Source organism: Collinsella sp. TF07-1 (genome assembly GCF_003437235.1).
GTDB lineage: Bacteria > Actinomycetota > Coriobacteriia > Coriobacteriales > Coriobacteriaceae > Collinsella.
In genome coordinates, this window is the sequence record NZ_QSRV01000010.1 from 1 (window position 1) to 24,346 (window position 24,346).

Annotated in this window: 23 protein-coding genes and 1 pseudogene; 14 read left to right on the plus strand and 10 right to left on the minus strand. The window is 58.6% G+C overall.

The annotated features are described in order from the left end of the window. The first annotated feature begins 347 nt into the window (after positions 1–347). The 3 genes from DXC67_RS05330 to DXC67_RS05340 all read left to right on the plus strand — a co-directional run bounded on the left by DXC67_RS05330 (position 348) and on the right by DXC67_RS05340 (position 2,443). Positions 348–923, plus strand: coding sequence for a methylated-DNA--[protein]-cysteine S-methyltransferase (locus DXC67_RS05330; protein WP_233503168.1), 576 nt, complete (start codon positions 348–350; stop codon positions 921–923). A 196-nt stretch (positions 924–1,119) separates the two neighbouring features. Then, a complete protein-coding gene (locus tag DXC67_RS05335) occupies positions 1,120–1,620 on the plus strand; it encodes a cell wall metabolism sensor histidine kinase WalK (protein WP_117637629.1) in 501 nt (166 codons plus the stop codon). Positions 1,621–1,768: 148 nt separating this feature from the next. Beyond that, on the plus strand, positions 1,769–2,443 hold the full coding sequence (locus DXC67_RS05340) for a TIGR00266 family protein (RefSeq protein WP_117637630.1): 675 nt from the start codon (positions 1,769–1,771) through the stop codon (positions 2,441–2,443). A 162-nt stretch (positions 2,444–2,605) separates the two neighbouring features. Here DXC67_RS05340 and DXC67_RS10810 read toward each other — a convergent pair. Next, positions 2,606–2,746: pseudogene (locus DXC67_RS10810) on the minus strand (hypothetical protein); the annotation flags it as partial. Between the two features lie 109 nt (positions 2,747–2,855). Between DXC67_RS10810 and DXC67_RS05350 the strand changes: the two are divergent. Further along, entirely contained in the window at positions 2,856–3,557 is a 702-nt protein-coding gene (locus tag DXC67_RS05350; RefSeq protein WP_117637631.1) for an ABC transporter ATP-binding protein, read from the plus strand. A gap of 5 nt (positions 3,558–3,562) precedes the next feature. Beyond that, on the plus strand, positions 3,563–6,328 hold the full coding sequence (locus tag DXC67_RS05355; protein WP_233503169.1) for an FtsX-like permease family protein: 2,766 nt from the start codon (positions 3,563–3,565) through the stop codon (positions 6,326–6,328). Between the two features lie 116 nt (positions 6,329–6,444). Here DXC67_RS05355 and DXC67_RS05360 read toward each other — a convergent pair whose 3' ends face one another. From DXC67_RS05360 to DXC67_RS05375, 4 genes are all read right to left on the minus strand, one after another. Further along, positions 6,445–6,765 carry a multidrug transporter gene (locus DXC67_RS05360; protein WP_117635687.1) on the minus strand — a complete coding sequence of 107 codons (321 nt, stop codon included), beginning with the start codon at positions 6,763–6,765 and terminating at the stop codon, positions 6,445–6,447. 444 nt (positions 6,766–7,209) lie between these two features. After that, on the minus strand, positions 7,210–8,148 hold the full coding sequence (locus DXC67_RS05365) for a helix-turn-helix domain-containing protein (protein ID WP_117637632.1): 939 nt from the start codon (positions 8,146–8,148) through the stop codon (positions 7,210–7,212). Between the two features lie 393 nt (positions 8,149–8,541). Next, on the minus strand, positions 8,542–9,621 hold the full coding sequence (locus DXC67_RS05370) for a 6-phosphofructokinase (RefSeq protein WP_117637633.1): 1,080 nt from the start codon (positions 9,619–9,621) through the stop codon (positions 8,542–8,544). A gap of 140 nt (positions 9,622–9,761) precedes the next feature. Continuing rightward, on the minus strand, positions 9,762–10,847 hold the full coding sequence (locus DXC67_RS05375; RefSeq protein WP_117637634.1) for a carcinine hydrolase/isopenicillin-N N-acyltransferase family protein: 1,086 nt from the start codon (positions 10,845–10,847) through the stop codon (positions 9,762–9,764). 161 nt (positions 10,848–11,008) lie between these two features. On the opposite strand from DXC67_RS05375, the gene DXC67_RS05380 reads away from it, so the two are divergent. Beyond that, positions 11,009–12,394, plus strand: coding sequence for a M18 family aminopeptidase (locus DXC67_RS05380; RefSeq protein WP_233503170.1), 1,386 nt, complete (start codon positions 11,009–11,011; stop codon positions 12,392–12,394). Between the two features lie 448 nt (positions 12,395–12,842). On the opposite strand, the gene DXC67_RS05385 is transcribed toward DXC67_RS05380, so the two are convergent. The 3 genes from DXC67_RS05385 to DXC67_RS05395 all read right to left on the minus strand — a co-directional run bounded on the left by DXC67_RS05385 (position 12,843) and on the right by DXC67_RS05395 (position 15,667). Then, positions 12,843–13,778 (minus strand): D-2-hydroxyacid dehydrogenase, encoded by a 936-nt coding sequence (locus DXC67_RS05385; protein WP_117637635.1) that lies wholly within the window; start codon positions 13,776–13,778, stop codon positions 12,843–12,845. Positions 13,779–13,910: 132 nt separating this feature from the next. Then, positions 13,911–14,798 carry a type I methionyl aminopeptidase gene (gene map, locus DXC67_RS05390; protein ID WP_055286839.1) on the minus strand — a complete coding sequence of 296 codons (888 nt, stop codon included), beginning with the start codon at positions 14,796–14,798 and terminating at the stop codon, positions 13,911–13,913. A 92-nt stretch (positions 14,799–14,890) separates the two neighbouring features. Further along, a complete protein-coding gene (locus tag DXC67_RS05395) occupies positions 14,891–15,667 on the minus strand; it encodes a radical SAM protein (protein ID WP_117637636.1) in 777 nt (258 codons plus the stop codon). A gap of 225 nt (positions 15,668–15,892) precedes the next feature. Between DXC67_RS05395 and DXC67_RS05400 the strand changes: the two genes are divergently transcribed. The 8 genes from DXC67_RS05400 to DXC67_RS05435 all read left to right on the plus strand — a co-directional run bounded on the left by DXC67_RS05400 (position 15,893) and on the right by DXC67_RS05435 (position 22,821). Beyond that, complete coding sequence (locus DXC67_RS05400; RefSeq protein ID WP_117637637.1) at positions 15,893–16,690, plus strand: alpha/beta fold hydrolase; 798 nt, start codon at positions 15,893–15,895, stop codon at positions 16,688–16,690. 211 nt (positions 16,691–16,901) lie between these two features. Beyond that, the gene (locus DXC67_RS05405) at positions 16,902–18,782 is read left to right on the plus strand and encodes a diguanylate cyclase (protein ID WP_158551294.1); all 1,881 of its coding nucleotides are present in this window, start codon (positions 16,902–16,904) and stop codon (positions 18,780–18,782) included. Positions 18,783–18,806: 24 nt separating this feature from the next. Continuing rightward, on the plus strand, positions 18,807–19,163 hold the full coding sequence (locus DXC67_RS05410) for an Hpt domain-containing protein (protein WP_117584145.1): 357 nt from the start codon (positions 18,807–18,809) through the stop codon (positions 19,161–19,163). A gap of 251 nt (positions 19,164–19,414) precedes the next feature. After that, positions 19,415–19,954 carry a hypothetical protein gene (locus DXC67_RS05415; protein WP_147327752.1) on the plus strand — a complete coding sequence of 180 codons (540 nt, stop codon included), beginning with the start codon at positions 19,415–19,417 and terminating at the stop codon, positions 19,952–19,954. An 8-nt stretch (positions 19,955–19,962) separates the two neighbouring features. Beyond that, positions 19,963–20,292 (plus strand): helix-turn-helix transcriptional regulator, encoded by a 330-nt coding sequence (locus DXC67_RS05420; protein WP_089572320.1) that lies wholly within the window; start codon positions 19,963–19,965, stop codon positions 20,290–20,292. A gap of 144 nt (positions 20,293–20,436) precedes the next feature. Beyond that, entirely contained in the window at positions 20,437–21,198 is a 762-nt protein-coding gene (locus DXC67_RS05425; RefSeq protein ID WP_117584143.1) for an ABC transporter ATP-binding protein, read from the plus strand. Next, the gene (locus tag DXC67_RS05430; protein ID WP_117584142.1) at positions 21,195–22,019 is read left to right on the plus strand and encodes a hypothetical protein; all 825 of its coding nucleotides are present in this window, start codon (positions 21,195–21,197) and stop codon (positions 22,017–22,019) included. Before DXC67_RS05425 ends, DXC67_RS05430 begins: the two co-directional genes overlap by 4 nt. Then, the gene (locus DXC67_RS05435; RefSeq protein ID WP_117637639.1) at positions 22,003–22,821 is read left to right on the plus strand and encodes a hypothetical protein; all 819 of its coding nucleotides are present in this window, start codon (positions 22,003–22,005) and stop codon (positions 22,819–22,821) included. Before DXC67_RS05430 ends, DXC67_RS05435 begins: the two co-directional genes overlap by 17 nt. 113 nt (positions 22,822–22,934) lie before the next feature. On the opposite strand, the gene DXC67_RS05440 is transcribed toward DXC67_RS05435, so the two are convergent. Next, positions 22,935–23,744, minus strand: coding sequence for a gamma-glutamyl-gamma-aminobutyrate hydrolase family protein (locus DXC67_RS05440; protein ID WP_117637640.1), 810 nt, complete (start codon positions 23,742–23,744; stop codon positions 22,935–22,937). Between the two features lie 52 nt (positions 23,745–23,796). After that, on the minus strand, positions 23,797–24,346 hold a 550-nt coding region (locus DXC67_RS05445; protein ID WP_233503171.1), incomplete at its 5' end, for an amino acid ABC transporter ATP-binding protein.

Below are 24,346 nucleotides of genomic sequence, written 5' to 3' on the forward strand. Positions count from 1 at the left end.
AATTGAGGTCTAATACTTTCCCGAGAAGTGAAGGACCTTATTTGGACCCCCGAAGCATTGGCATATTTTGACCGCTATTTCCTGCGGTTTTGCAGCGCGAATCCTGCGGTTTTGCGGTCTAAAGGTGTGGATGCTCCGGGACTTCGTTTTTACTCGTTCACTTCTCGGGAAAAGTATTAGAGCTCAGCTGGCGGGGGTACCGCCCTGGCGTCGAAGCCCCGCGTCTTCTTCGCTTGATTGGGAAAAACAGCCTCGCTGAAGTAATTGCGAGCTCGCCCGGACGTATCTGCGGGGGTTGTCTGCACAATTCGCGGTATTATGTTGCGGAGTTTTGAAAGGAGCCGCTGGTGGTCACGACGACGTTTGCTTCGCCTTTGGGCGAAATCCTGCTTGCCGCTGATGGCCGCGGTCTGACGGGGCTTTGGTTTGAGGGGCAGGAGCACTTTGGCTCCACGCTTCTCCGTGAAGACTCCGAACATGTTGAAGGCGTCGATGCGGTTTCCGGTACTGGTGGCATGTTGTCGGTGAGTCCGGCAAATGGCGCGGCTTCTTCGGTGCTTGAGCGTTCTTGGGCTTGGCTGAATGCTTATTTTGCAGGGCAGGAACCTCGGTTTACGCCGCCGTTGCATATGATCGGCACGGCGTTTCAGCGTGAGGTTTGGTTTGAGCTGCTTTCGATCCCGCGTGGCGAGGTCGCTACGTATGGCGAGATCGCCCAGCGTGTTGCCGCTCGACATCGTGTACCGGGAAATGAAGCGCCCGTTGTATCTCCTCGCGCGGTGGGGGCTGCGGTCGCTCGCAACCCTATTTCGATTATCGTGCCGTGCCATCGCGTGGTCGCGGCCGACGGATCGCTCAACGGATACGCCGGTGGACTGGATCGCAAGGAGTGGCTGCTGCGCCTCGAGGGCGCCTATCTATAAGCTGCAGGCGGCCGCAACGCCCATGCGGCAAGCGCGCTCGCTGTACGGGCGTTGTTTGCAGGGCGAGATGTGAAGCCGCCCGTTCCTTAAGTCCGACTAAGCTATAACCTTGCTTTTTTAAATATGCTCATCGACCTGCTAAGGCAGCACTAAGGCGAGTGCGGGTGCGCTATTATCGGCGCTCACGGAGCGCTTGGTGTTCTTGGCACGCATGGACGAGGGCTCGGCGGGCTTTACCATGGCGTCGATCGATCTTTCGGAGGCGGTGAACAAGGCGGCGGCGCCGTTTAAGTCGGTGGCGGTCTCAGGCGGTAAACGCCTGTCGACGTCGATTGCGACCGGCGTGCGGACCCATGCCGATGCCGCGGCGGTGGCGCAGGTGGTTGAGTTGCTACTGGACAACGCCACGCGCTATGCGAGCGAGGGCAGCGTGATTGAGCTGAGCCTGTGCGCCGTTTCGCACGGCAAAGGCAAGGGCGCCGCCGAGCTTGTCGTATCGAACGCCGTGGACGAGCTGCCCGAGGGCGACCTGGACCGATTGTTCGATCGCTTCTATCGTGCGGATGCGTCGCGCAGCTCCAAGACGGGTGGCTCGGGCGTGGGCCTGTCCGTGGTGCGTGCCATCGCCGAGGCCCATGGAGGCGCCGCCACCGTATCCGGTCACGGCAACCAGATCACCTTCACCGTTTGCCTTTAAAACCTGCCAAAAAGGAACAGGTTTATTTTGGCAGGTTTTATCTGGGGAAACGTCCGCAGGAGAGGGCATGGGCGGTGTGAACATATGCATCTCTACCTGCTAAAATATAGGCATCGTTATTCGGCTCCTGAGTGGAAAGGAGACGGTCATGCAGTACGAGATCGGCGGAGGGGCTTTCCCGGTTGTTACGTGCAACCTTAGCGATGGCGAATCCATGATCACCGAAAGCGGCGCCATGGCTTGGATGACCCCCAACATGGAAATGTCTACCTCGGGCGGTGGCATCGGCAAGATGTTCTCCAAGGCTTTTTCGGGTGAGGCATTGTTCCAAAACATTTGGACCGCGCGTGGCGATGGCATGATCGCGTTTGGCTCCTGCTTCCCCGGCCGCATCGTGCCAATCGAGATCGGTCCGGGCAAGAGCTGGATTTTGCAGAAGCGTTCGTTCCTTGCCGCGGAAAGTGGTGTTGAGCTGAGCATCCACTTTAACAAGAAGGCAAAGACCGGCGTCTTTGGCGGCGAGGGTTTTATCATGCAAAAGCTCACGGGCTCGGGTATTGCCTTTGCCGAGATCGACGGCGACCTGGTTGAGTACGAGCTCGCTGCTGGCCAGCAGATGATTGTGGATACCGGCAACGTGGCCGGCTTTGAGGAGACCGTGAGCATCGACGCTCAAATGGTCAAGGGCGTCAAAAACATCATGTTTGGTGGCGAGGGCGTGTTCAACACCGTGCTCACCGGTCCCGGTCGCATCTGGTTGCAGACGATGCCCATTTCCAATCTTGCGGCAGCAGTGGCCTCGATGACCAACAACAATAACTAGTCCGCATAGGATAGCGCGCGGCGGGCTTACCCTGTCGCGCGCTTTTTTGCTGGCAAACGCCTCGCTTATAGAGTGTGGCTGCGCTGCTACAGCGAGCGTCGTCATCTCGTCACCCTGATAGCTTGCGGCAAGCGTGGCAATGAGGAGTGAGAATTTGAGTGCTCAGTCCCAAGTCATAATGGCGGCCATGCCAACAAGCAAAAACGAGTTGCCGGTGTCACGGAAAGGCGGGCGTCGGTCGATTCCACGTGAGACGGCTGTGCCGATCTGCACGGCCGCCCCTGCGCGTCCCGCGCTGCCCCCAAAGAGGTACGTTTCCCCTTATAAAACCTGCCAAAATAAACCTGTCCCTTTTTGGTCGGTGCGAAATGGGTAATACTAAAGAGTTATCCGACCAGATGGGAATTAATCGATGGCCTATATTGAATTCAAAGACGTCATCAAAGCATACGGCGAGGGCGATGCCCGCATTCATGCGCTCGACGGCGCGAGCTTTACCGTTGAGCGTGGCGAGCTTGCCATTATCCTGGGCGCTTCGGGCGCCGGTAAAACCACGGCGCTCAATATCTTGGGCGGCATGGACACGGCAACTTCCGGCACCGTGACGGTGGACGGACGCGACGTGAGCTCCGCCAACGAGACGCAGCTCGTGGAATACCGCCGCGCCGATGTCGGCTTTGTTTTCCAGTTCTACAATCTGGTCCCCAACCTGACGGCACTCGAAAACGTCGAGCTCGCGGCGCAAATCTGCCCCGATTCGCTCGATGCCGAGCAAACGCTTTGCCAGGTTGGCCTGGGCGAGCGCCTCGCCAACTTCCCCGCGCAGCTTTCGGGCGGCGAGCAGCAGCGCGTGTCCATCGCCCGTGCACTGGCAAAGAACCCCAAGCTGCTCCTGTGCGACGAGCCCACGGGCGCGCTCGACTATAAAACCGGCAAGCAGATCTTGCAGCTGCTGCAGGACACCTGTCGCAAGCAGGGCATCACGGTCATCATCATCACGCACAACTCCGCGCTCGCGCCCATGGCCGATCGCCTGATCCGCTTTAAGAGTGGTCGAGTGGAGAGCGAGACGGTCCAGCAAAATCCCGTGCCGATCGAGACGATCGAGTGGTAGCGCCCATGGATCAGGACCGCCAAAACAGCCAACGCCGCGACGCGCAGAACACGGAGCGCGAGCAGGATTTTACGACCTACCGCACTGCCCAAAGTTCAAACGACATGGTGCCGACGGTGTTTCGCCGCGGTGTCTACCGCACGATTCGCGGCAGCCTCAAACGCTTCTTGTCCATTGTCGTGATCACCGCGCTCGGCGTGAGCGTGATGTGTGGCCTTAAGGCGGGTTGCGAGGATCTGTGCGATTCGGTCGACGCTTACTTTGACCAGCAGAATGTTTATGACATCAACGTGCAGTCGACCTATGGTCTGACCGATGACGATCTTGCTGCGATCCAAGAGGTCGATGGCGTCGAGACGGCCGAGGGCATCTATACCGAGACCGCCTATACCGCCGTGGGTACGACGCGCGAGCGTGTCATCGTACAGAGCCTCTCCAAAGAGAATATTGACCAACCGGTGCTAGTATGCGGCGAGCTGCCCGAGACTTCGGGCGAAGTAGCAGTGACCTCACGTTTTTTGAAGGCTTCGGGCAAGAAAATCGGCGATACGGTGAGCTTTGCCGCCAACGATGCGAGCTCGTCGAACCAAAGCGCCAAGGACCAGTTTGCCGATGGGGACTACACCATTACGGCTGAGGTCCTCGATCCCACTGATGTGAGCTCCGACTCGACAGTCAACGCCTTCCGTGCCGCCTCGGCCGCGGACTACAAGTTCTACGTGAGTGAGGATGCCGCGACGTCGTCGTCCTATTCCGCGATCCACGTGATCGTCGAGGGAGCCAAGGACCTCAACTCCTATTCCGATGCCTATACGGCAAGGATTAACGAGGTCAAGGGCAATATCGAGAAGATTCGTGACGAGCGCGAAAAAGCGCGTGCCCAGGAACTGACGGCCGATACGCCGGCGAGCTTGGACGCGGCCGAGCGTCAAGCGAACATGGTCTTTGGGATTGAACAGGACAACATCAACCGTATGGCCGAGGGCAGCGAGGAGCGCGCCCAGGCTCAGGCCGATTTGGACCAGCGCCGCGCCGCCGCCGACCAGCAGTTTGCCGATGCCCGCGCCGAGCTTTCCGATTTGGGTGAATGCACGTGGTACATCCAGGACCGCGACAATATCGCAAGCTACTCAAGCGTGGAGAGCGATAGCTCGTCAATTGAGGCTATTGCGACGGTGTTCCCGTTCATCTTCTTTATCGTCGCCGTGCTCATCAGCCTCACCACCGCCACGCGTATGGTCGAGGAGGAGCGCACGCTCATTGGCCTGTACAAGGCGCTCGGCTACTCGCGCGAGCGCATCCTGTCCAAATACGTGGACTATGCGCTGTGGGCGTGCCTGATTGGCGGCGTGCTCGGCAATATCATCGGCTTTGTGGGCCTGCCGCTGTTCCTGTTTACGGTGTTCGACGACATGTACTCGCTGCCCCAGATGCTGCTTTCGTACGACATCGTGTCCTCGATCGTCTCGGTGGCGCTGTTTGCCGTGGGCGTGGTGGGCGCCACAATTATCGCCTGCCGCCACGAGATGGCCGAGACCCCGGCCTCGCTCATGCGCCCCAAGGCCCCGCGCGCCGGCTCGCGCATCCTACTTGAGCGCATCGGCTTTATCTGGCGCCGCATGGGCTTTTTGAACAAGGTGGCTGCGCGCAACCTGTTCCGTTACAAAAAGCGTGCCTTTATGACCATCTTTGGCATCGCGGGTTGCACCGCGCTTGTGATCTGCGGTATGGGTATTCGCGATACGTCGGTGGCGCTTTCGCCCAAACAGTACGGGCATATCACGCGTTATGACTTGCTGGCGGTCGCCAACCCCGATGACTTTACGCAGACGTGCGCGGCGTTGGATGAGCGCAGCGCGGCCAATGATTCCAACGTGACCGTGACTTCGACGCTGCCGATTATGACCGACAACGTCACCTTTACGTTTGGCGGCAAGAGCGAGACCGTGCAGCTGATCGTGGTGCCCGATGACCGCACGAACGACCTGGACGACTATGTGCGCCTCGAGGACGAGTCCAAAGAGCCGCTGTCTTTGCGTGACGGAGACGTGTATCTGAGTAAGAGTTCACAGCTGGTGCTGGGGATTCAGCCGGGCGATACGGCATACGTCCAGGATTCGTCGCTCAATGTTGCCAAGGTCAAAGTCAGTGACATTTCGCTTAACTATCTTGGCAACACGCTTTACATGACGCAGGGCACCTATGAGCGCGCGTTCGGTCGAAGCGCACGCCTCAACGGCGTCTTTGTGCTGCTTAAGGGCTCGTCGGCCGACCAGATTGCGTTTAGCAAGAAGCTTAAGAGCGACGGTTGGCTCACCATCTCGAGCACGGCCGAACATTGGCAGAACTACGAGGCGAACTTTGCGATCATCAATTCGGTCGTGGTGCTCGTGACTTTTATGGCGGCATGCCTGTCGTTTGTGGTGGTGTTTACGCTGTCCAACACGAATATCTCCGAGCGCGAACGCGAGCTGGCGACCATCAAGGTGCTGGGCTTCCGCCGTGGCGAGGTGCACCATTACGTCAACAAGGAGACGTTGATCCTCACGGCAATTGGCGCCGCGCTGGGCGTGCCACTGGGCGGCTTGCTGGCCGAGAGTTTTACGTACATTTTGCAGATGCCGTCGCTGTACTTTGACGTCGAAGTCGAGCCGCTAAGCTACGTGCTCGCCGTGGTGCTTTCCTTTGGCTTTACGTTTATCGTCAACCTAGCCACCAATCGTACCCTCAACAAGATCGACATGGTCGGCGCCCTCAAGAGCGCCGAGTGACCTGCCAAAAAGGGACAGGTTTATTTTGGCAGGTTTTATCTGCGCAAACGCCGGACAACCATTAGGTGGCCCGGCGTTTGCCCCGTTTTGCTGGGGATGTCTGTCGTTCAGTGCTCTTACTGGCCAATCCAGTGTTGCGCATAGCTCTTAATGTCCTCGGTAAAACCGTCAAGGTCGTCAAGGGTGATCACGCTGTCGATAAGCAAATTGGCTATCTCGCGGTGCATTGTGCTGCGGCGAATGTCGTTTGCAATTACGCCTGAGGACAGCTTGTCTCTATTGAGGCGCTCTTCTAGTGCCCAAAATCTACTGGACGCTTCACTGTCGCCGTTCAGTATCTCAACATACTGGCCGATGAGCTTTTCCATATAACGTTCTTGCCATTGAGGAAGCATTTTCTTAAACAGCTTCCAGTCGCTTTCGGCTACGTCGCGCATATGTCCTCCGCTCGTTAAACGGGCTTTTCCATTTGCCTTTCATTCTATTTGGTTTTCGCTCACAGGCGTGGATGAAGGGCTTTCTCCAGCCTTCGAGATTGGGCTTGAATGGGTCGTATGCCGCAAAACGGGCCTATCTACTACGTTTGCTACCACACCCTCGACCATGACAAAGATTATGAAATTAAAACCGCAGGTAGAGGGCTTGCAAATATTCGGAAAAGGCGGGTATGGTCGGCCCTCTCGAGTTAAACGTAGTAAATAGGCCCTTTTCTTGGCGCGTGGTCAGCTCAATGCTAATCTCCGTGCCGGAACTGACCCAGTTGTTTGTAGGTTGCGGTGATATACGGACTGTTTGGCGCTTTGGAGCTTCAAAACAGTCCCTATCTCACCGCAACTTAGGAGAAGGGCGGGGGTGGTTGGGTGCTGGTGGGTCGGAGCGTGTTAGGCCTGTTGGCGGTGCTTCCATTGTTTGAGGCACCAGCGCATGAGCGCTTTGATGACGGGAATCGTGATGAGGATGATCCATGCAGGATGGGGCTGTCCCAAACAGAGCCACATGTAGAGGAACCAAGCGATGGCGGCTGCCGGGTAGATGACCTCGATCAGCTTAGATAAGTGGCGTTGGTCGATAAAGTCGCCAAGCGCGTAATAGACGGGAATCAGAAAGACGAGGAAGAGTCCCGTAGCCCATGTGCCGTAGACAATGCCGAGCACCAGATAGGCGAGGGCGACAAGCACAGGGAAGGGGAATTTGTTCCATGCACGTCCGACCTTGGTGTGGAAATGCTTGCCGTGATGGTCGAGCTTGTCGTGTGCTTCCTTCCAGCTGGAAAACGTCTCGCCGTCGATGGTGACGGTGCCGTCGTCATTGGTATGCACACTATGTCCATCGTCCTCAAGCGTATCGATATGCAATCCGCCTGGCCCCACATGGACCTCTTCACCCTTGCGCTCGTTAGCCACATGGATGCCATTCCAGCCAACATGAACCTCTTCGCCTTTGTTGGGGTCAATAACGTGGATGCCGCGCGCGAGGGAAATATCGACAAGTGGCTTATCGCTGCAATCAGCGTGTTCAGTAGAAGCCTCAGCCTCCTCAGCCTTATCTGAAGCTTTGGTGCCGGCGTTGCTGTTCTGCGCCTCATCATCAGCCTGCGAGTCGTCAGTGCTATCCACCGCCTCCCCATACAGCAGCTCATCCAGCGACACGCCATACAGCGCGGCGAGCGCAATAAGGTTATCGGTATCGGGAGAGGATTCGCTGCGCTCCCATTTACTGACAGCCTGACGACTCACACCCAGCTGGGCGGCAAGCGCCTCCTGAGAAAGCCCAGCAGCCTTGCGGCGATCGACGAGCCGCTGTGCCATCGCAAGATCCATGACAGTTCCTTTCATGTGGTGACCGTAATCGAATGAGCCGAGTATGCCGAGAACAACCGGTAGCGACCACCATTTCTAGTTAGAATCTGCCCCAACCCTACCGCAACTACCGGTAGCAACCCCTAACGACCAGCCATTTCAGGACAAATGTCAGTGCTACTCTCAGCTAAGAGCCTGCAACATCCCAAAATCTCAGCCCACGCACCCGCAGCAAGAAGACGAATAGCCTCGGCCTCCCTAGTTACCGCAGGAGGCCTCAGGGCTTACATCCCAAATCTTTCCGCAGGACGGAAGGACCCCGCCGCGCGAAGCGCACGGCGGGGTCCTGACATGTCCGAGGACGATTTGGGATGTAAGCCCTGGGGTCTCCGATGAGAGCAGTTTCGGCCGAGGCTATTCGTCGCCGAAGCTGATGCCCAGCGCCTTGGCCTCGCGCACCAGGTCGCTCTGGGGGTCGACAAACTTGAGCTTGCCGGCGACCTCCTCGAGCGGCATGTGGCACATCTTGCCGTCACGCAGGGCAATCATGTAGCCAAACTCGCCGCGTAGGCACCCCAGTGCCGCCTCGACGCCGCACTGGGTCGCAAAGATGCGGTCCTGGGCGTCGGGTTGGCCGCCGCGCTGCGTGTGGCCGGGGATGGCGACGCGGGTCTCGCGACCAGTCTTGGCCTCGATCTCCTTGGCGATGTCGTAGACGATCGACGGACTCGTGCGCTCGGCGAGCTTTTTCTTGTACTCCTTCTTGGGCAGCGCTGCGTCCTCCTTGGAGATAGCGCCCTCGGCGACGGCTACGATGGTAAAGCGGCTGCCGGTCTCCATGCGATGCTCGATGGTCTTGATGACGTTGTCCATGTCGTAGGGGATCTCGGGAATCAAGATGACGTCCGCGCCGCCCGCGACGCCGGCATACAGCGGAATCCAACCGACCTTGTGGCCCATGATCTCGATGACAAACACGCGGCCGTGACTCGAGGCAGTGGTGTGGATGTCGTCGATGCACTTGGTGGCGACGTCGATGGCGCTCGTAAAGCCAAACGTCAACTCGGTGCCCCAGGTGTCGTTATCGATGGTCTTGGGCAGGGCGATAACGTTGAGGCCTTCTTCGCGCAGGCGGTTGGCGGTCTTGGTGGATCCGTTGCCGCCCAGCATAAACAGGCAGTCGAGCTGCAGTTTATGATAGGTGTGGACCATTGCGGGCACCTTCTCGACGCCGTCGGCCTCGGGAATGTCCAGGCGCTTGAACGGCGTGCGGCTCGTGCCCAGGATGGTGCCGCCGCGGGTGAGGATGCCGCTAAAATCGGCGGGCGTCATGACGCGGAACCTGCTGTAGATAAGGCCCTGGTAGCCATCCTCAAAACCATAGATTTCGATAGGCTCTTTGCTATTGGTCATAAGCGTTTTGACAATGCCGCGCATGGTGGCGTTGAGCGCCTGGCAGTCGCCGCCACTGGTAAGAAGACCGATCCTGAGCATGATGAATCCTTCCGGGCAAGTTATAACATGCGCATAAGTTTACCCCCGCACACTGTTGATGCGGGGGTAAAACGTGTTAGCTCAAGCGTATAGAAATGTAAGCAACGTCAGGCGAGCGTAAGGACGACGGTGCCAGCTCCTTACAGCGCGAAGGCGTCGACGTCGCCCCAGTGGCGGCGCAGCGTGATGGCGGCAGCGGGCTCGGTGTTGTCGAAGACGACCGACCACTGCGTGTTGCTGGTGATGTCTTCCGGATTGGGCTCTTGCGCCGCAGCGCGTAGGGCCTTCCAAGCGACTGCCTCGTCTTGGGCGCCGGTATGGGCGTCGAGGACATCGGCGATGGCGATGGCGCGCTCCTTGCCATGGCCCAGCTCGCCATTCTTTTGGTTGGGCAGCACTTCGTCGCCATAGCAGGCGTAGAAGTTCGTGACCTGGCGTACGGGCGTCGCCTTGCATGCACGGTCGGGATCGCGCGGATCCCACTCCACCACCCGCGCGTCACCGGCGGCGTCGTTGATAAAGAAGTGATAGTCGCGTCCGGCCATGGCGTGCATGTCGTAGGCAGAAAGCAGGTCGACGGCCTCCTGCGTGGTGGCCGCGCGGTCGAGCACCAGACGGATGGCGAGCGAAGTGTTGATGACGGGGCGTTGCGTGTCCTGGTCACAGGGCTTGGAATCCAGAGTGAGTACGGCAATGGACACGCCGCATTTGTTAACACCGTCGAGCTGGGTAAACGGGCCCATGAGTGCGGCGGCACGTCCGGCGACGGAGTCAAGCGGAGTGTTATCGCCCAGGTTGTTAAGGGCGGCAAACCCGATGGAGGCATAGCCGCCGCGTGGGTGATTGCGCACCAGCAGCACCGAGGTGTCGTCCTTAAAGTCGTAATTGCGACCGGTGCGCACGCGGCCTTCGGCATCTACGGCGGCAAAAGCGCTGCAGGCAAACTGGGGCGCCTGGACATGTGCCGGCGCACCGGGCAGCACCTGCGCCACCACGGCATCGATGTAGGCCTGATCGTCGCACACGCCAGCGGCGATGATGCGATCAAGATCGTAGCCGTAGGCGATGTCGATTGCGTACAGGTCATAGCCATCCGCATAGTCGGTCAAGCGTTTGAGCGACGCGACGGACTTGATTTGCTTGCGGTAAACGATGCCGGTGGCAGCGGCAAGGCCGACGGCGGCTCCCGCGACACCGCAGGCGATGGCAATGTTACGTGGCTTCATGACGGCTCCTCTCGTCCTGTTGGCGCAATTGTCGCAAAAGGAGCGCGGGCATGATGGCTCAACTTGGTGAGCGGTGCGGAATTAAGCACGGAATGAAGAGTGCGGCACTGGCGTGGCGGGGTATGCTGGAGGGGACCATCAACCCAGCGAAAGGGGAGAGCATGACGGATCAGGAAACGCCCGAGCGCGTGCATGTGACGGCCGACGATATCGAGGCCGCCAACGACCTTATCGACTTTATCGAGGCATGCCCCAGCATGTTCCATACGGCGGCGACCATTATGGCCGAGCTCGACGAGGCGGGCTTTACCTACCTGCCCGAGAATGCGGCGTGGGATATCGAACCGGGCGGGCGTTATTACACGCAGCGCAACACCTCGAGCGTCGTTGCCTTTAAGGTGGGCGAGGACCTGGCCGCGACGTGGGGCGAGGACGGCGTTGCCGGCGACTATCATTTTCAACTCACGGCGTCACACAGCGATTCGCCGACGTTTAAGGTTAAGGCCGTGCCCGAGCTCGACGGCGCGGGCGAGACGCTGCGCCTGAACACCGAGGCCTACGGCGGCATGATCGACTACACCTGGTTCGATCGCCCGCTGGCACTTGCGGGCCGCGTGCTGGTGCGCGAGGGCGACCGTATCGAGAGCCGCTTGCTCGCTACCGAGCGCGAAGTTGCCATTATCCCGAGCCTTGCCATCCATATGAATCGTGGCGTTAACGAGGGCTTTGCGCCCAACCGAGCTGTCGACCTGTGCCCGCTCATCAGCGCCGGCGAGCTTAAGCAGGGTGACTTCGATGCCCTGATCGCCGAAGAGCTGGACGTTGAGCCCGAGCAGATTCTGGGCCGCGATCTGTTCCTGGTCAATCGTCAGGATGCGCGCATTTGGGGCTGGGCCGACGAGTTTATCTCGACGCCCAAGCTCGACGACCTGGCCTGCACCTACACCTCGCTGCAGGCATTTTTGGGTGCCGAGAATGCGCACGACGTTTCGGTCTTCTGCTGCTTCGATAACGAGGAGGTTGGCTCCGAGACCAAGCAGGGCGCCATGTCGACGTTCTTGGCCGACGCGCTGCGCCGCATCAACGGATCGCTGGGCTTTGACGATGAGTCGTACCACCGTGCGCTTGCCGCTTCGATGCTCGTGAGCTGCGACAACGCGCATGCCGTGCACCCCAACCACGCCGAGAAGTGCGACGCCCGCAACCAGGTTGTGCTCAACGGCGGCATCGTCATCAAGGAAGCCGCCAACCAGCACTACTGCACCGATGCCTTTAGCCGCGCGGTGTTCCAGGCCATCTGCGATGACGCCGACGTGCCCACGCAGGCCTTCGCAAACAAGAGCGATATGGCGGGTGGCTCCACGCTCGGCAACCTGTCGAACATGCAGGCGAGCATGCATGCCGTGGACGTGGGCCTGCCGCAGCTTGCCATGCACTCGAGCTACGAGACCGGCGGCGTGCGCGACGTGATGTACGCCATCCGCGCCCTCACCGCCTTCTACGAGCGCAACCTAACCATCAACGGCGCCGAAAGCGTGGAGCTCTAAAACCTATCAAGAAGGGACATGTTTAGGGATTCAGGTTCTGAGGTGCTGCCGACGCGTCCGCAATCGGATATATGCATAAACCGACCCGCCGATTGCATATTTCGGTGGGTCGGTCGCTTTCCGCCCACAGGTACCCCTGGGGGCGCCGTGCAAATTCCGGAATATTCAGCATCCGGGGCCCACAGGCGCAAGAACGGGCGCGCGAAACCGCGCCGAATGTCCCGATTTCGCACCCCCAACGCCCCGAGGACCGCTCATTTTCCACAGGTTGCTGCCCGCGGCGCCTGCCTTTCGCCCAGAATCCGGTATGCAGCCCCCTCGGGCACTGAATATTCCCAAAAATGCACGCCGAACCCCGCCCCAGGCACCCGCAGCAAGAAGACGGATAGCCCCGGCCTCCCCAGTCGCAGCGTCGGCTCATTACGCCGTTTGTAAAACGGCGTAATTCTTAGTGCTCAATCCAACAATGTAGCGTCTCGCCGGCCTGCAGGTGACGCAGATTCTCCGCGGCGATGTCGACGACGTTGTTGAGCGTGGCGGCTAGGTGGAACCAGCCCGAGACGTGCGGCGTGATGAGCATGTTGGGCGCATCCCACAGGGGGCTTGTCTCAGGCAGCGGCTCGGGGTCGGTGACGTCGACCGCGGCGCCGGCGAGATGTCCCGATTCCAGAGCGGCAACCAAGTCGTCGGCGACCACAAGATCGCCGCGGCCGCCGTTGGCAAAGAAGGCACCCGGTTTCATCGCGGCGAAGAACTCGGCGTTCGCCAGGCCGCGGGTCTCGGGTGTGCTCGGCATAAAGGATGCAACGATGTCAGCCTCGGCCAGGCGCTCGGGCAGGGCATCCATGCCGTCCATGTCCTCAAACACAATGGGGTAGACGAGCGGATGGCGCTTGATGCCGCGGACGTGCGCGCCCATGCTGCGGCAGAGCGTGGCGAAGTGGCCACCGACATCGCCCGCGCCCAGCACCAGCACATTGGCGTTTTTGAGCGAGGTGACCGGCCCCAAATCCTCCCAGCGATGCTCGCGCTGCAAGTCGTGATAGCCGGGCAGGCGCTTCATCATGGAAAGGACCATGGCAAACATGTGCTCGCTCACAGCCTGACCGTAGGCGCCCACCGAGCAAGACAGTTTGGCGTCGGCCGGCACGGTGCCGGCGGCAAGGTAGTCGTCATAGCCGGCGGTCTGCAATTGCAGCAGCTGGAGATGCTCGCATGCCGTGAGCATGTCAGAGTCGATGTTGCCCAAGATCACGTCGGCGTCGGCGACCTGCTCGCGCGTGATGGCGTCGGCGCTCGTGTAGATAAAGTCCTCGCCCGGAGCGCTCGACTCAAGAATTGCGCGATGGCGGTCATTGACGGGCAGCAAAACCAGGATGTTCACAAACAGTCCTCTCCGCTCGACCTGCCAAAAAGGGACAGGTTTATTTTGGCAGGTTTTACCAGGTAAAACGCTAAAAAACGCCGGGCTTCGTGATGGTTAACATATCCATCGCGTAGCCCGGCGCATCCACGGCTACCAGCTGAGCAGTTCGTAGCCGTCCTCGGTCACCACGAGCTGTACCTCGCACTGGGCCGAATCGCTGCCGTCCTTGGTGCGCACGCACCAGCCGTCGCCCTTGCTAATCTTGATGTCGGGCGCTCCGGCATTGACCATAGGCTCGATGGTAAAGACCATGCCCGGGGCCATGATGGTATCCACATCGGGCGCCTCGGTGGTAAAGCCCACAAATGGGTCTTCGTGGAACTCCTTACCGATGCCGTGTCCGCCGTACTCGCGCACCACGCTAAAACCGGCGTCCTCGACGGTCTTTTGCACGGCCTCGGCCATAACGGACAGTGGCAGCCATGGCTTGACGGCCGCCAGACCCGCTTCCACGCTGGCGCGGGTGACATCGACCAGGCGCTGGCGCTCGGCCGAGACCTCGCCGATGCAGAACATGCGGCTCGAGTCGCTAAAGTAGCCGTCTAGGATCGTGGAACAGTCCACGTTGATGATGTCGCCCTCGTGCAGCACGTCCGTATCGCAGGGAATGCCGTGGCAGACCACATCATTGATCGAGGTGCACACGCTCTTGGGGTAGCCCTCGTAGTTGAGGTCGGCCGGCGTGCCACCGTGCTCGACGGTGTAGTCGTAGATCATCTGGTCGATCTGGTTGGTGGTCATGCCTGCGGCGATATGCTCGCCCACATAATCGAGCACGCCCACGTTGATGGCTGCCGAGCGCTTGATGCCCTCGATATCGGCGGGAGTCTTGTAGAGCGTGCGAGGCAGAACCTCCCAGCCTTCTTCCCACAAGCGCTCGAGGCGCTCATCAAAGGCGCTATGGCATTTCTTGTATTTCTTGCCGCTGCCGCACCAGCAAGCGTCGTTGCGGCCGGGCACGGGTCCTTTGTCATACATGGCTAACTTCCTTTCATCCGCAGCTAGTATAGCCCACCCGCAGACCAGCTCATTTGGGATGGGGCTAATTTAGCTGCTGGCGGGCGGCCGCGCTAGTAGCTCACCTGGCAGGGAATACCGAGGGCGCGCACGCGCGCGGCAATGGCGTCGAGCACCTCGGGCGCTGCTTTGGCAAGGCCGGCGACTGGTGTCTCGCGCGCGACCGTGTAGATGGTCGCCTCCTGCGGACGAATGCGCTCGAGCGCCGCGAGCCAAGGGCCGACGTACTCCTCGCCGGTGTTATCGAGAGACTTGCCCCGGTACTCACCGCTCAAAAACATCGTCTGGATAATGACATGACCGTTAAAGCCTGCGAACGTCTCGATCTGGTGCTCGACGTCATAGGGGCCAACGGGCTGGTCGAGCAGCTGGATAAACGCCGGGTCGACGGTATCGAGCTTAAGAATGTTGTCGTCGACCATCATGAGCGCATCGTGCACAGCGGGCTGGTCGGCGCGCGTGCCGTTGGAAAGCACGGCAATCTTGGTGTTGGGGGCTAGCTGATCGCGCAGCGCGACGGCGCCGGCGATGGCCTGTGGAAACTCCGGTGCGGCGGTGGGCTCGCCGTTGCCTGCGAAGGTGATTACATCGGGGGGCTCGCCCTCGGCTGCCATCTCGCGCAGCTTTGCCTCGAGCGCTTCGAGTACCACGGCAGCTGTGTTGTACGGCTCGTGGCAGGGGCGCTCGGCGTTGAGGCCGTTCTCGCAGTAGATGCAGTCGAACGTGCAGATTTTGCCGCTGGCCGGCATCATGTTGACGCCGAGCGAGAGACCAAGGCGACGGCTGCGAACGGGCCCAAAGATGGGGCTGGCATTCAAAAACGTAGACATAGGCATATGCTCCTCAAGACAATTGTGCCTAAGCATAGCATCGGCTCCAAAGCAAGGTGTGGGCTCTTGCTTTACAAGTTTCGTTTTTTCACGTCGCTCATGATGCCGTGCCATGAAAAGCCTCGGGTCGGGTACAGTTAATCTGTTAACAAGGCGTAAAGCAATGCGGGTCCATCCAACCGTGCTGACGTGCAACTGGATGAGCATTGATGATGGGGGCACAACATGGATTTTACGGTCGAGAATGCGGGCACCACGATTGCCTGTCGCGAATATGCCGGCCCGGATGTGTCGCCTGATACTCCTGCCTTGGTGTGCGTGCACGGCGCTTGTGTTGACGGCGTCTTTTTTGACGGTATCGCCCGCGAGCTCGCCTGTGACTACCGCGTCATTGCCTACGACCGCCGCGGCTGTGGTGGCAGCAGCGAAGCGGCAGACGGCAGCTATGATCTTGCCGCTCAGGCCGCCGACCTGCAGGCCGTGATCGAACACGTTGGCGCTCCGACAAATGTGCTTGCGCACAGCGCCGGTACGTTGGTGGCGCTGGAGCTTCTTCGCACTGAACCCCATCTCGTCGCCCGTGCGATTCTGCATGAGCCGGCTGTGTCGGCCGAAGGCGTCGGCATGGGCGCAGCTCCGGTTTTGCTCGATATGATTGCGGCTGGAAAGGTTTCAAGGGCGCTCCGGCTTTTCTTGGGAGCCCTCGGCGACTTGGACCCCGAGGCTCCTGGAACGACCGAGGCAGAAGCCAAGCATGCCCTGCGCAACGGCCGCAGTTTCATGGCAAACGAATACGGGATTACTATGACCTGCGTTCCCGATTGGGATAGCGTTCGCGCGTCGAAAACGGTGGCCGCCGTGCTCCTAGGCGAGCTCTCGATTGGCACGCCCCGCGAGGCTGGCACGCGAGCGGCTGCCGAATATCTCGATTGCCCTCTCGTGACGATCCCGGGCGCGCATAACGGTCTGCGCGATCGCCCGGCAGCGGCTGCCCGGGCTGTCCGTGGCATCCTGGGGCTCTAGCATCCGCAATAGCCAAAGCAGGCTTCATCCGCAAACGTTTCGGCCGTATTAACAAACGTGCTCAAAACCTCGCGTCTGCGGCTTCAATCGCGCCGTCTGCCAACTCATAAGAATGTGGCAGCATTCACGTGCTTACCTGCATCGGCAAGGTGTTACCCTTGTAACATTTGGAACCCACCGCTACCATGCGAAACTATCGAAAGGGCCCCATATGCTCAATAATCACGAGGTCAATCTAACCGACGAGGAGGCTGCCGCCGAGGTCGCCCGTGTCGCGAAGACCTACCCCGTGGTGCGTTTGCTGTCGGCCGATCAGATTAAGAGTGAGCCTAACTGCCTGCTCGCCGGTGATCGGTGTCCTTGTCTGCGTCAGTCAAGTCTTGAGGCTTTGGCAGACTCCGATGAGGTGTCGGAGCAACTGCTCAATGATGGCACTGAGTACCGCGCCCGTCTACGCCCTTTGAAGGTCGAGGGCGAGCCTCACGTCTTGCTGATGGTGCGTCCGATCGATGAGCAAGAGGCCGCAGAAGAGGACCTTGTCTACACCGACGTGCTGACGAATGTGCGCAATCGCCGATATTACGAGGAAAAGCTCCGTAGCACCCGCGTGAATGCCGGCGTTGCGGTGATCGACCTTGATGATTTTAGGGTCTTCAACGATACGTGTGGCCGTCATGCCGGCGACCTTGCGCTCGGTGCTGTGGCGACAGCCATACGCAGCGGAATCCGTTCGACTGACGAGCTTGTGCGCTATGGCTGCGACAAGTTTGTGGTTGTCATGCCCAATATTCCCTCCGATGACTTCACCCGTCGCCTGCATCAGGTGTCCGATGCCGTTCATTCCACGATTATTCCGGGCCATGAGTACGTGAGCTTGACGGCATGTGTTGGTGGCGTTCGCATTCATGGCGAGACGGTCGATGAGGGCGTTGGCCGCGCTGCTCAGTTACTGAGCCGCGCTAAGGCAAAAGCCGGTACGGTCGTGACCGATGCCGATTCCATCGAGGCCTTCCAAAGCGAAAAGCCTTTGGTGCTTATCGCCGATGACTCCGAGATGAACCGAGCCATTCTCAGCGAGATGCTCAAGGACGAGCATTGCATCCTCGAGGCCGATAACGGTCGTGCGGCGCTCGACATGGTCGACCGCTATGGCGATGAGTTGTCGCTCGTGCTGCTGGACATTGTGATGCCGGGCATAAGCGGCTTTGAGGTGCTGGCCGATCTGTCGCGCCGATCGGGTATCGATAATCTGCCTGTCATCATGATTTCGAGCGAAGATTCCGATGATGCGGTTCTGCGCGCGTACGAGCTGGGCGCCTCGGACTATATCAACCGCCCGTTTGACTCCCGTGTCGTGCGCCGCCGCGTAAGCAACACCATCCGCCTGTACGCCAAACAGCGCCGCCTGACGAACCTGCTGTCCCAACAGTACAACGAGCGCGTCAAGAACAGTCGCATGCTCATCGACATCATGGCCGGCGTCATGGAGCTTCGCAACGGCGAGAGCGGTAGGCACGTTACGAACATCGAAAAGCTGACCGAGCTGCTGCTTGGCTATCTGGTCCAGCGTAGCGGCACGATCTCCCTCGACAATGAGGAACGCTCCACGATCGCCCTGGCTTCGGCGCTGCACGATATCGGCAAGATGTCGATTGACGATGCGATCCTCAACAAGCCCGGGCGCCTCACGCCCGAGGAATTCGAGATTATGAAGACGCATACCACGATCGGCGCCGACATGCTGCTAGAGCTGGGCCGCCATCACGCCGGCAATGCGCTTATGGAATATGCGTACCAGATTGCGCGTTGGCATCACGAGCGCTGGGACGGCAAGGGTTATCCCGATGGCCTTAAGGGCGACGAAATTCCCATCGCCGCGCAGGTGGTTTCGGTGGCTGACGTGTACGATGCACTGACGAGCGTGCGCGTGTACAAGGACGCTATCCCGCACGAGGAGGCGATCCAGATGATCCTGGACGGTAAGTGCGGCACCTTTAACCCGCTGCTGCTCGATTGCCTGCTCGAGGTGCAAGACCAAATTGCCGAGACGTTGGCACGCCCCGCCGACGTCGTCGCGTTTCCCACGATTTAGTTTGACCAAAGGAGTTTTTAATCCATGATTTCCATGCGTGAGGCGTATGAGAAGATCGGCGCTAATTATGACGACGCGTGCGCTCGGCTGATGGGCGGGGAAATGCTTGCCCGCTTTGCCCTCAAGTTTTTGGATGACGAGAGCATGGACAAGCTGGAGGCTGCCATGGCGGCAGGAGACGCCGAGAGTGCGTTTATGGCAGCGCACACGCTCAAGGGCGTGAGCCAGAACCTGGGATTCGATAATCTGTACGAGCCGGCGGTCGTGGTAACCGAAGCGCTGCGCGGCGCTGATGCCGTTGACGGCGCCCGCGAGGGGATGCATGCGTTGCAGCAGCAATATGCGGCTACGATGTCGGCTCTGCGCGAGGCGGCCGAGTAAGAGGCTGTGAGCCTTGATGACTATGAGCGTGGATAATCTCCCGTTTTAGGCCCGGTGGCGGCCTCAAAGTGGGAGATTATCCACGCTCGTTCGATACGTGTCCAAAAATCCACGCTCACCTCTTCTGATTAGTGAATTGCCTATGCACACTGTCGGGGCTTTCCGCATGCAATCCATATCGTTGTTCGATAAACCGTTCGAATAACGATAGAGTCGATGAGGGTGAGTGTATGTCCAACAGCGTTCAGCGTATGGCCAAGGCGGGCGAAAATATCAGGAAGCTCGGTTTTTGCATGGCAGCCGTTTTTGCAGGGATGCTCGTCGCTTTTGCCGCGTTGGTTGTTTACGTGATCTGGTATGCGGTTGCAAACGTTGCTTCTGTCGATTCTTTCGGTGTCGTGACGCTTCTCGATGGCGGGTGCATCGTTATCCCAAGCGGACTGTGCATGGCGCTTGTTATGGGTATTTCGCTTGTCGTTCTGTGCGGGATCAGCCGTAACATCTCGCGAGGCGTCTCGCCCTTTACCAAGACGCATGTGCGGCTTATCCGTGTTCTCGCGCTTGCCTTTGCTGTTAACGCCGCGGTTTCGCTTGTTGGTGCCTATGGATCGGTCAATCTCACCATTGGCGGACTGGAGCTTTACATCGTGCCTCATTCCTTCGTTATTGAGATTTGCCAAGGCGCTACCTTTGATGCGGGGTCGTTTATCGGCGCAGTTGTCTGTTTATTTATCTCGGCGATCTGGAGTTATGCCTCGCTGCTCCAAGAGCAGTCTGACGAGCTTGTGTAGGAGGAAACATGAGCTATCTCATCATCGAGCTTGAGACGCAGCTGCTTAAGACCGGAAAGACCAGTGCTGATCTGATTCGGGCGACGGGGCATACTCCGGCTAATATTTCAAAGCTTAGAAACGGAAAGATAAAAGCTATTCGCCTAAAGACGCTCCTCGATATCTGTGATGAGCTTGATTGTCAACCGGGAGATATTATTCAGCGCGTGAGTGAGAAAGAGCTTGAGGAGCTTATTGTTGAGCGTGCAAAAAACGTTGTGAGGCAGATGCGGGACGGCGGAGGCAATGAGGCGTCGCTTCCGACATCAGTCTTTGCTGTCGATTTGAGCGACGAGTAGCTTAAGGCGAACAACTAAAACGAAATATCAGCGTGAAGGGACCCGTGTCTAACACGGGTTCTTTCTTTTAGATTATCTTGGCAAATATGAGTTATCGAAAAACAATAACAACTATGGAAAACGATAAAGTAAAGAAGGAACGATATGAGCGGTTTTGCTATCAAGCGGAACGGGAGGCCAATGAACGCATCGACGATAAGGCTATCAAGGGTGTCAAAGCGCTATGGGAGGCGCCGCGTTTTGCATGACGTTTCCTTCGAGGTGGATCAGTCTGAGCTTTGCGCCCTTGTTGGTGCAAACGGGGCGGGCAAAAGCACGCTTATTAAAATAGTGCTGGGCCTCTGTGAGCCATCGTCGGGGAGCGTGGAGCTCTTTGGAGGCAAGTCGAAAAAAGAGCTGAGCTTGATGCGGACGCGTGTCGGCTATGTGCCAGATTCCTGCGGAGCATACCAATCCCTCAGTGCGGCTGAGAATCTTCGGATCCGATGTGCGGAATGGGGACTCGATGAGAAACGTGAGGTTCCTCGCGTCTTGGGCCTAGTCGGGCTGGACGTCGATGAGAAAAAGAGCGTGAGCAGTTTTTCTCTGGGAATGAAACGGCGACTGGATATAGCTACGGCTTTATTGGGCGACACCGACGTACTAATTTTCGATGAGCCGGCAAATGGATTGGATCCGTTGGGCATCGAGAGTATATGGGCCCTTATCGGTCGATTGAATCGGGAGCAGGGCAAAACCATGCTTATCTCTAGCCACGACTTGGATGAGCTGGCATCGGTTGCAACAAGCTGCCTGTTTCTTCATGACGGTGAACTGCTAAAAAAGGAATCGATGGACGTCATAAGGGATGAGGCGCCATCCCTAAAAGAGTATTACAGGCGCTTGATGAAGGCGGTCTCGCTATGAAGCGGGCGATCCATCCCATAAAGGCAGATATGATGCGTTTGCACAGGATATTTCCGGCGAAGTTTGGTCTTGCGCTTATGCTGGCGTTCGGCCTTCTCTTCGGCATCTTTCTAAAAAACGGAACAACGTTGCTCGCCTTTGGCTATGGCGTTTGTGGGGAGGATATTGGTTTCCTCTGGAATGCAATCGATCCTTCTGCGCCTGATGAGTCCCTTGCGCGCAGCGCTTTTGCCGGTACATCCCTGTTCGTTCCACTCATCGTTTGTTTGGTGCTTTTACAGGAGCATGGCTATAAAGAGGGGCACCGAATTTCTTCGGCAAGAGGTCTCAACCGCTTTTATGGGGCTCTAGCCCATGCATTTTCGTCTGCTTTAATAATTGGCGCAGCGTATAGCGCGCTTTGCCTTCTTCTTTTTGCAATAGCCATAATACGTGGAGGGCATAACTACTCGCACAACATACTAACTGTATTTTTGCCTGCAATGATAGTCAACGCCGTATTGGTGATATCGGTTGCGCTGGAGACGGTGACCATCTATCGGATAACGGGCAGCGCTGTATTGAGTGGGGCCGTGGTGATAGTCGGATTTGTCATGAGCTTGACGCTCTACGGAGCCTTCCTTCAGGCACCTATACCATCCTTGCGATGGATCTTCTTCCTTCCGGGGCCGTACCTTGGAGTCGGATGTGCCCTTGGGTATAGCGATATGGGGCAGCTGACGCTTCTGGGATATGGCGTGGCAGCCAGCTGTCTATCGGTATTGATTTACGCTCTCTTGAGCTTTCGCGCTGGGGGTGTGCTCAATGGCTCGTCAGATTAAAAGACTTCTCCAGTCAGAATTGAAGCATGTGAGCAAATGGGCGTACGCCTTAATCCTGGTAATTTATGCGTACATGGTGATATTGCAGCTTAATTCTTTCCCGATGTGGTTCTGTAGCCTCCGTGAGAACAGTTTCTTGGGTTTTTTCCCAGACCCGACGCTTCGGCTATCGGCGGAGGATGTCCTTCTATTTGGCAATGCAGAGGTTTTTCGCGGTCTGCTGTTCAACGTAGCCCCGTTGGCCCATGCATTGTTCTTTCCGTTCATCGCGGCTTGCATTGTGCCGCGCTTTGTCAGTTCGGGCTTTGTCGAGGAACCGTGGGGGTTGTCGGAGGCTCGGGGAGGGAAGCGTGTGTGCGCTATCGTTGCGCGAGTGGTGCTATCTTCTTTTGCCCTTTTGGGCGCGTTTGTCCTGTCGAGTGTCGTTTTGTACTGTCTTAACTGCGCAATCGTTTCGGATGCTCAGCAGTATTTCAACCTGCATGTATTTTGCTATCGACTTCTTCTGGCGAGTGCCGTCTGTCTTGCATATGTGGTCTCTTGCGTGATCGCTGTTTCCTATTTTGGGGCCGGCTTCGGTCCGATTGGCATGCTGCTGCTTGTCAACGTCGTAGCGATCTACATACAGATCGGGGCCAATTCCATGCTTCCGCTTCCAGCCTCGATGCTCATGTGGATTTGCGGCGTGACCCCGTTGGGGAATGGTCAATGCATTTCGATTTTAATTGACTGTCTCATAAACGTAGCAAGCGTTGTTGCCATTTGCTTTACTGTCGACCGATTGCGGTCGAGATTTCTCTGATTGTTTGTGAGGGATAATCATACCGAGCATATCAAATACAGGGGGGGGGCGGGCACCGTAGCTGGTGTCCGCCCCCCCTGGCATGGAAGGTTTAAGCCTGTGTGATTCGCGAGCTAGCGAGCCCGCTTAACCTTGGCCGCTGCCTCGACAAACGACTTCCACAGGTCAAAGTCGGTCTCGAGCGTCTTCCACGTGTACTCAGGGTGCCATTGCACGCCCAGGCAGAACGGCTGGCCTTCGACTTCGATGCACTCGGGCACGCCGTCGGTTGCCTTGGCGACCAAGCGCGTGCTTTTACCCAGACGATCGACGCAGCAGTGGTGTGCGGAGTTGGTCTGGATCAGCCTGTGCCCGCCAACCGCGCGCTCCAGCAGCGAGCCCGGCACGACCTCGACAGGATGCACAGGGTCGTTGAGCACGTGGGTATGGCGCCACTGCGTGCGGCCCTCGCGCGCGCCCAGGCTCGGCACGTCCATGCACAGGGTGCCGCCGGTGGCGACGTTGAGCAGCTGCGTGCCGCGGCAGGTGGTAAAGAGCGGCTTTTTGGCGCGGAGTACCTCGTCGACCAGCTTAAACTCAAAACTATCGCGGATTTCGCAGCAGAGGGTGGGGTCGTAGGGTCGATCATCGCCCCAACGTTTGGGATTGACATCGGGGCCGCCGGGGATGGCGATGCCGTCGGCGATGTCGACGTAATGACGGATGACCTCAATGTCCTCGGTGATGGACATCTGCAGCGGCAGGCCGCCGGCAGCAAGAATGGCATCGACAAAGACACTTGCGATTTCCTCGTTGGGGGAGAGTGTCTCGCTTAAAAACGGCTTTGCCTCTTCCCAGCGCGGCGCCACCAGGATGAGCGGACGGTCGGCGGGGTCGACGTTGACGTGCGGGGTGTATGACGATGAAGTGCGAGTTCCGATCATAGGTGTTGCTTTCGAGTTTGGATGGTCATGGCGAGCGGATATGGCAATTGGGCTAGTGGCCCTTGATGGAGTTGAGGAAGTCTTGGGCGCGCTTGGTCTGGGGATGGTCGAAGAACTCGTCGGGCGCGCCGGTTTCCACGATCTGGCCGTCGGCCATGAACACGACGCGGTCGGCAACGCGGCGGGCGAAGTTCATCTCGTGCGTAATGACGATCATCGTCATGCCCTGCTGGGCCAGGCGGACCATGACCTCGAGCACCTCGTTGATCATCTCGGGGTCAAGGGCACTCGTGGGCTCGTCGAAGAGCATGGCCTTGGGCTGCATGGCGAGCGAGCGGGCAATGGCCACGCGCTGCTGCTGGCCGCCCGAGAGCTGAGCGGGCACCTTGTCGGCCTGTTCGGCAACGCCCACGCGGCTCAGCAGGTCCATGGCGCGCTCACGAGCTTCCTCCTTGGACACGCCCAGCACGTCGACCGGCCCCAGCATGACGTTCTGCAGCACCGTCATATGCGCGAACAGGTTGAACTGCTGAAACACCATGCCCAGCTCGGCGCGCATGCGGGCAAGATCCTTGCCTTCCTGCGGCAGAGGCTCCCCCCCG

Excerpts from the sequence above, each read along its gene's own strand:
- DXC67_RS05380 (WP_233503170.1), top strand. The coding sequence starts at position 11,009 with ATGACGGATCAGGAAACGCCCGAGCGCGTGCATGTGACGGCCGACGAT.
- DXC67_RS05340 (WP_117637630.1), top strand. The coding sequence starts at position 1,769 with ATGCAGTACGAGATCGGCGGAGGGGCTTTCCCGGTTGTTACGTGCAAC.
- DXC67_RS05375 (WP_117637634.1), bottom strand. The coding sequence starts at position 10,847 with ATGAAGCCACGTAACATTGCCATCGCCTGCGGTGTCGCGGGAGCCGCC.
- DXC67_RS05415 (WP_147327752.1), top strand. The coding sequence starts at position 19,415 with ATGGCCAAGGCGGGCGAAAATATCAGGAAGCTCGGTTTTTGCATGGCA.
- map (WP_055286839.1), bottom strand. The coding sequence starts at position 14,798 with ATGTATGACAAAGGACCCGTGCCCGGCCGCAACGACGCTTGCTGGTGC.
- DXC67_RS05440 (WP_117637640.1), bottom strand. The coding sequence starts at position 23,744 with ATGATCGGAACTCGCACTTCATCGTCATACACCCCGCACGTCAACGTC.
- DXC67_RS05350 (WP_117637631.1), top strand. The coding sequence starts at position 2,856 with ATGGCCTATATTGAATTCAAAGACGTCATCAAAGCATACGGCGAGGGC.
- DXC67_RS05420 (WP_089572320.1), top strand. The coding sequence starts at position 19,963 with ATGAGCTATCTCATCATCGAGCTTGAGACGCAGCTGCTTAAGACCGGA.
- DXC67_RS05400 (WP_117637637.1), top strand. The coding sequence starts at position 15,893 with ATGGATTTTACGGTCGAGAATGCGGGCACCACGATTGCCTGTCGCGAA.
- DXC67_RS05405 (WP_158551294.1), top strand. The coding sequence starts at position 16,902 with ATGCTCAATAATCACGAGGTCAATCTAACCGACGAGGAGGCTGCCGCC.
- DXC67_RS05355 (WP_233503169.1), top strand. The coding sequence starts at position 3,563 with ATGGATCAGGACCGCCAAAACAGCCAACGCCGCGACGCGCAGAACACG.
- DXC67_RS05365 (WP_117637632.1), bottom strand. The coding sequence starts at position 8,148 with ATGGATCTTGCGATGGCACAGCGGCTCGTCGATCGCCGCAAGGCTGCT.
- DXC67_RS05425 (WP_117584143.1), top strand. The coding sequence starts at position 20,437 with ATGAGCGGTTTTGCTATCAAGCGGAACGGGAGGCCAATGAACGCATCG.
- DXC67_RS05430 (WP_117584142.1), top strand. The coding sequence starts at position 21,195 with ATGAAGCGGGCGATCCATCCCATAAAGGCAGATATGATGCGTTTGCAC.
- DXC67_RS05360 (WP_117635687.1), bottom strand. The coding sequence starts at position 6,765 with ATGCGCGACGTAGCCGAAAGCGACTGGAAGCTGTTTAAGAAAATGCTT.
- DXC67_RS05370 (WP_117637633.1), bottom strand. The coding sequence starts at position 9,621 with ATGCTCAGGATCGGTCTTCTTACCAGTGGCGGCGACTGCCAGGCGCTC.
- DXC67_RS05410 (WP_117584145.1), top strand. The coding sequence starts at position 18,807 with ATGATTTCCATGCGTGAGGCGTATGAGAAGATCGGCGCTAATTATGAC.
- DXC67_RS05395 (WP_117637636.1), bottom strand. The coding sequence starts at position 15,667 with ATGTCTACGTTTTTGAATGCCAGCCCCATCTTTGGGCCCGTTCGCAGC.
- DXC67_RS05435 (WP_117637639.1), top strand. The coding sequence starts at position 22,003 with ATGGCTCGTCAGATTAAAAGACTTCTCCAGTCAGAATTGAAGCATGTG.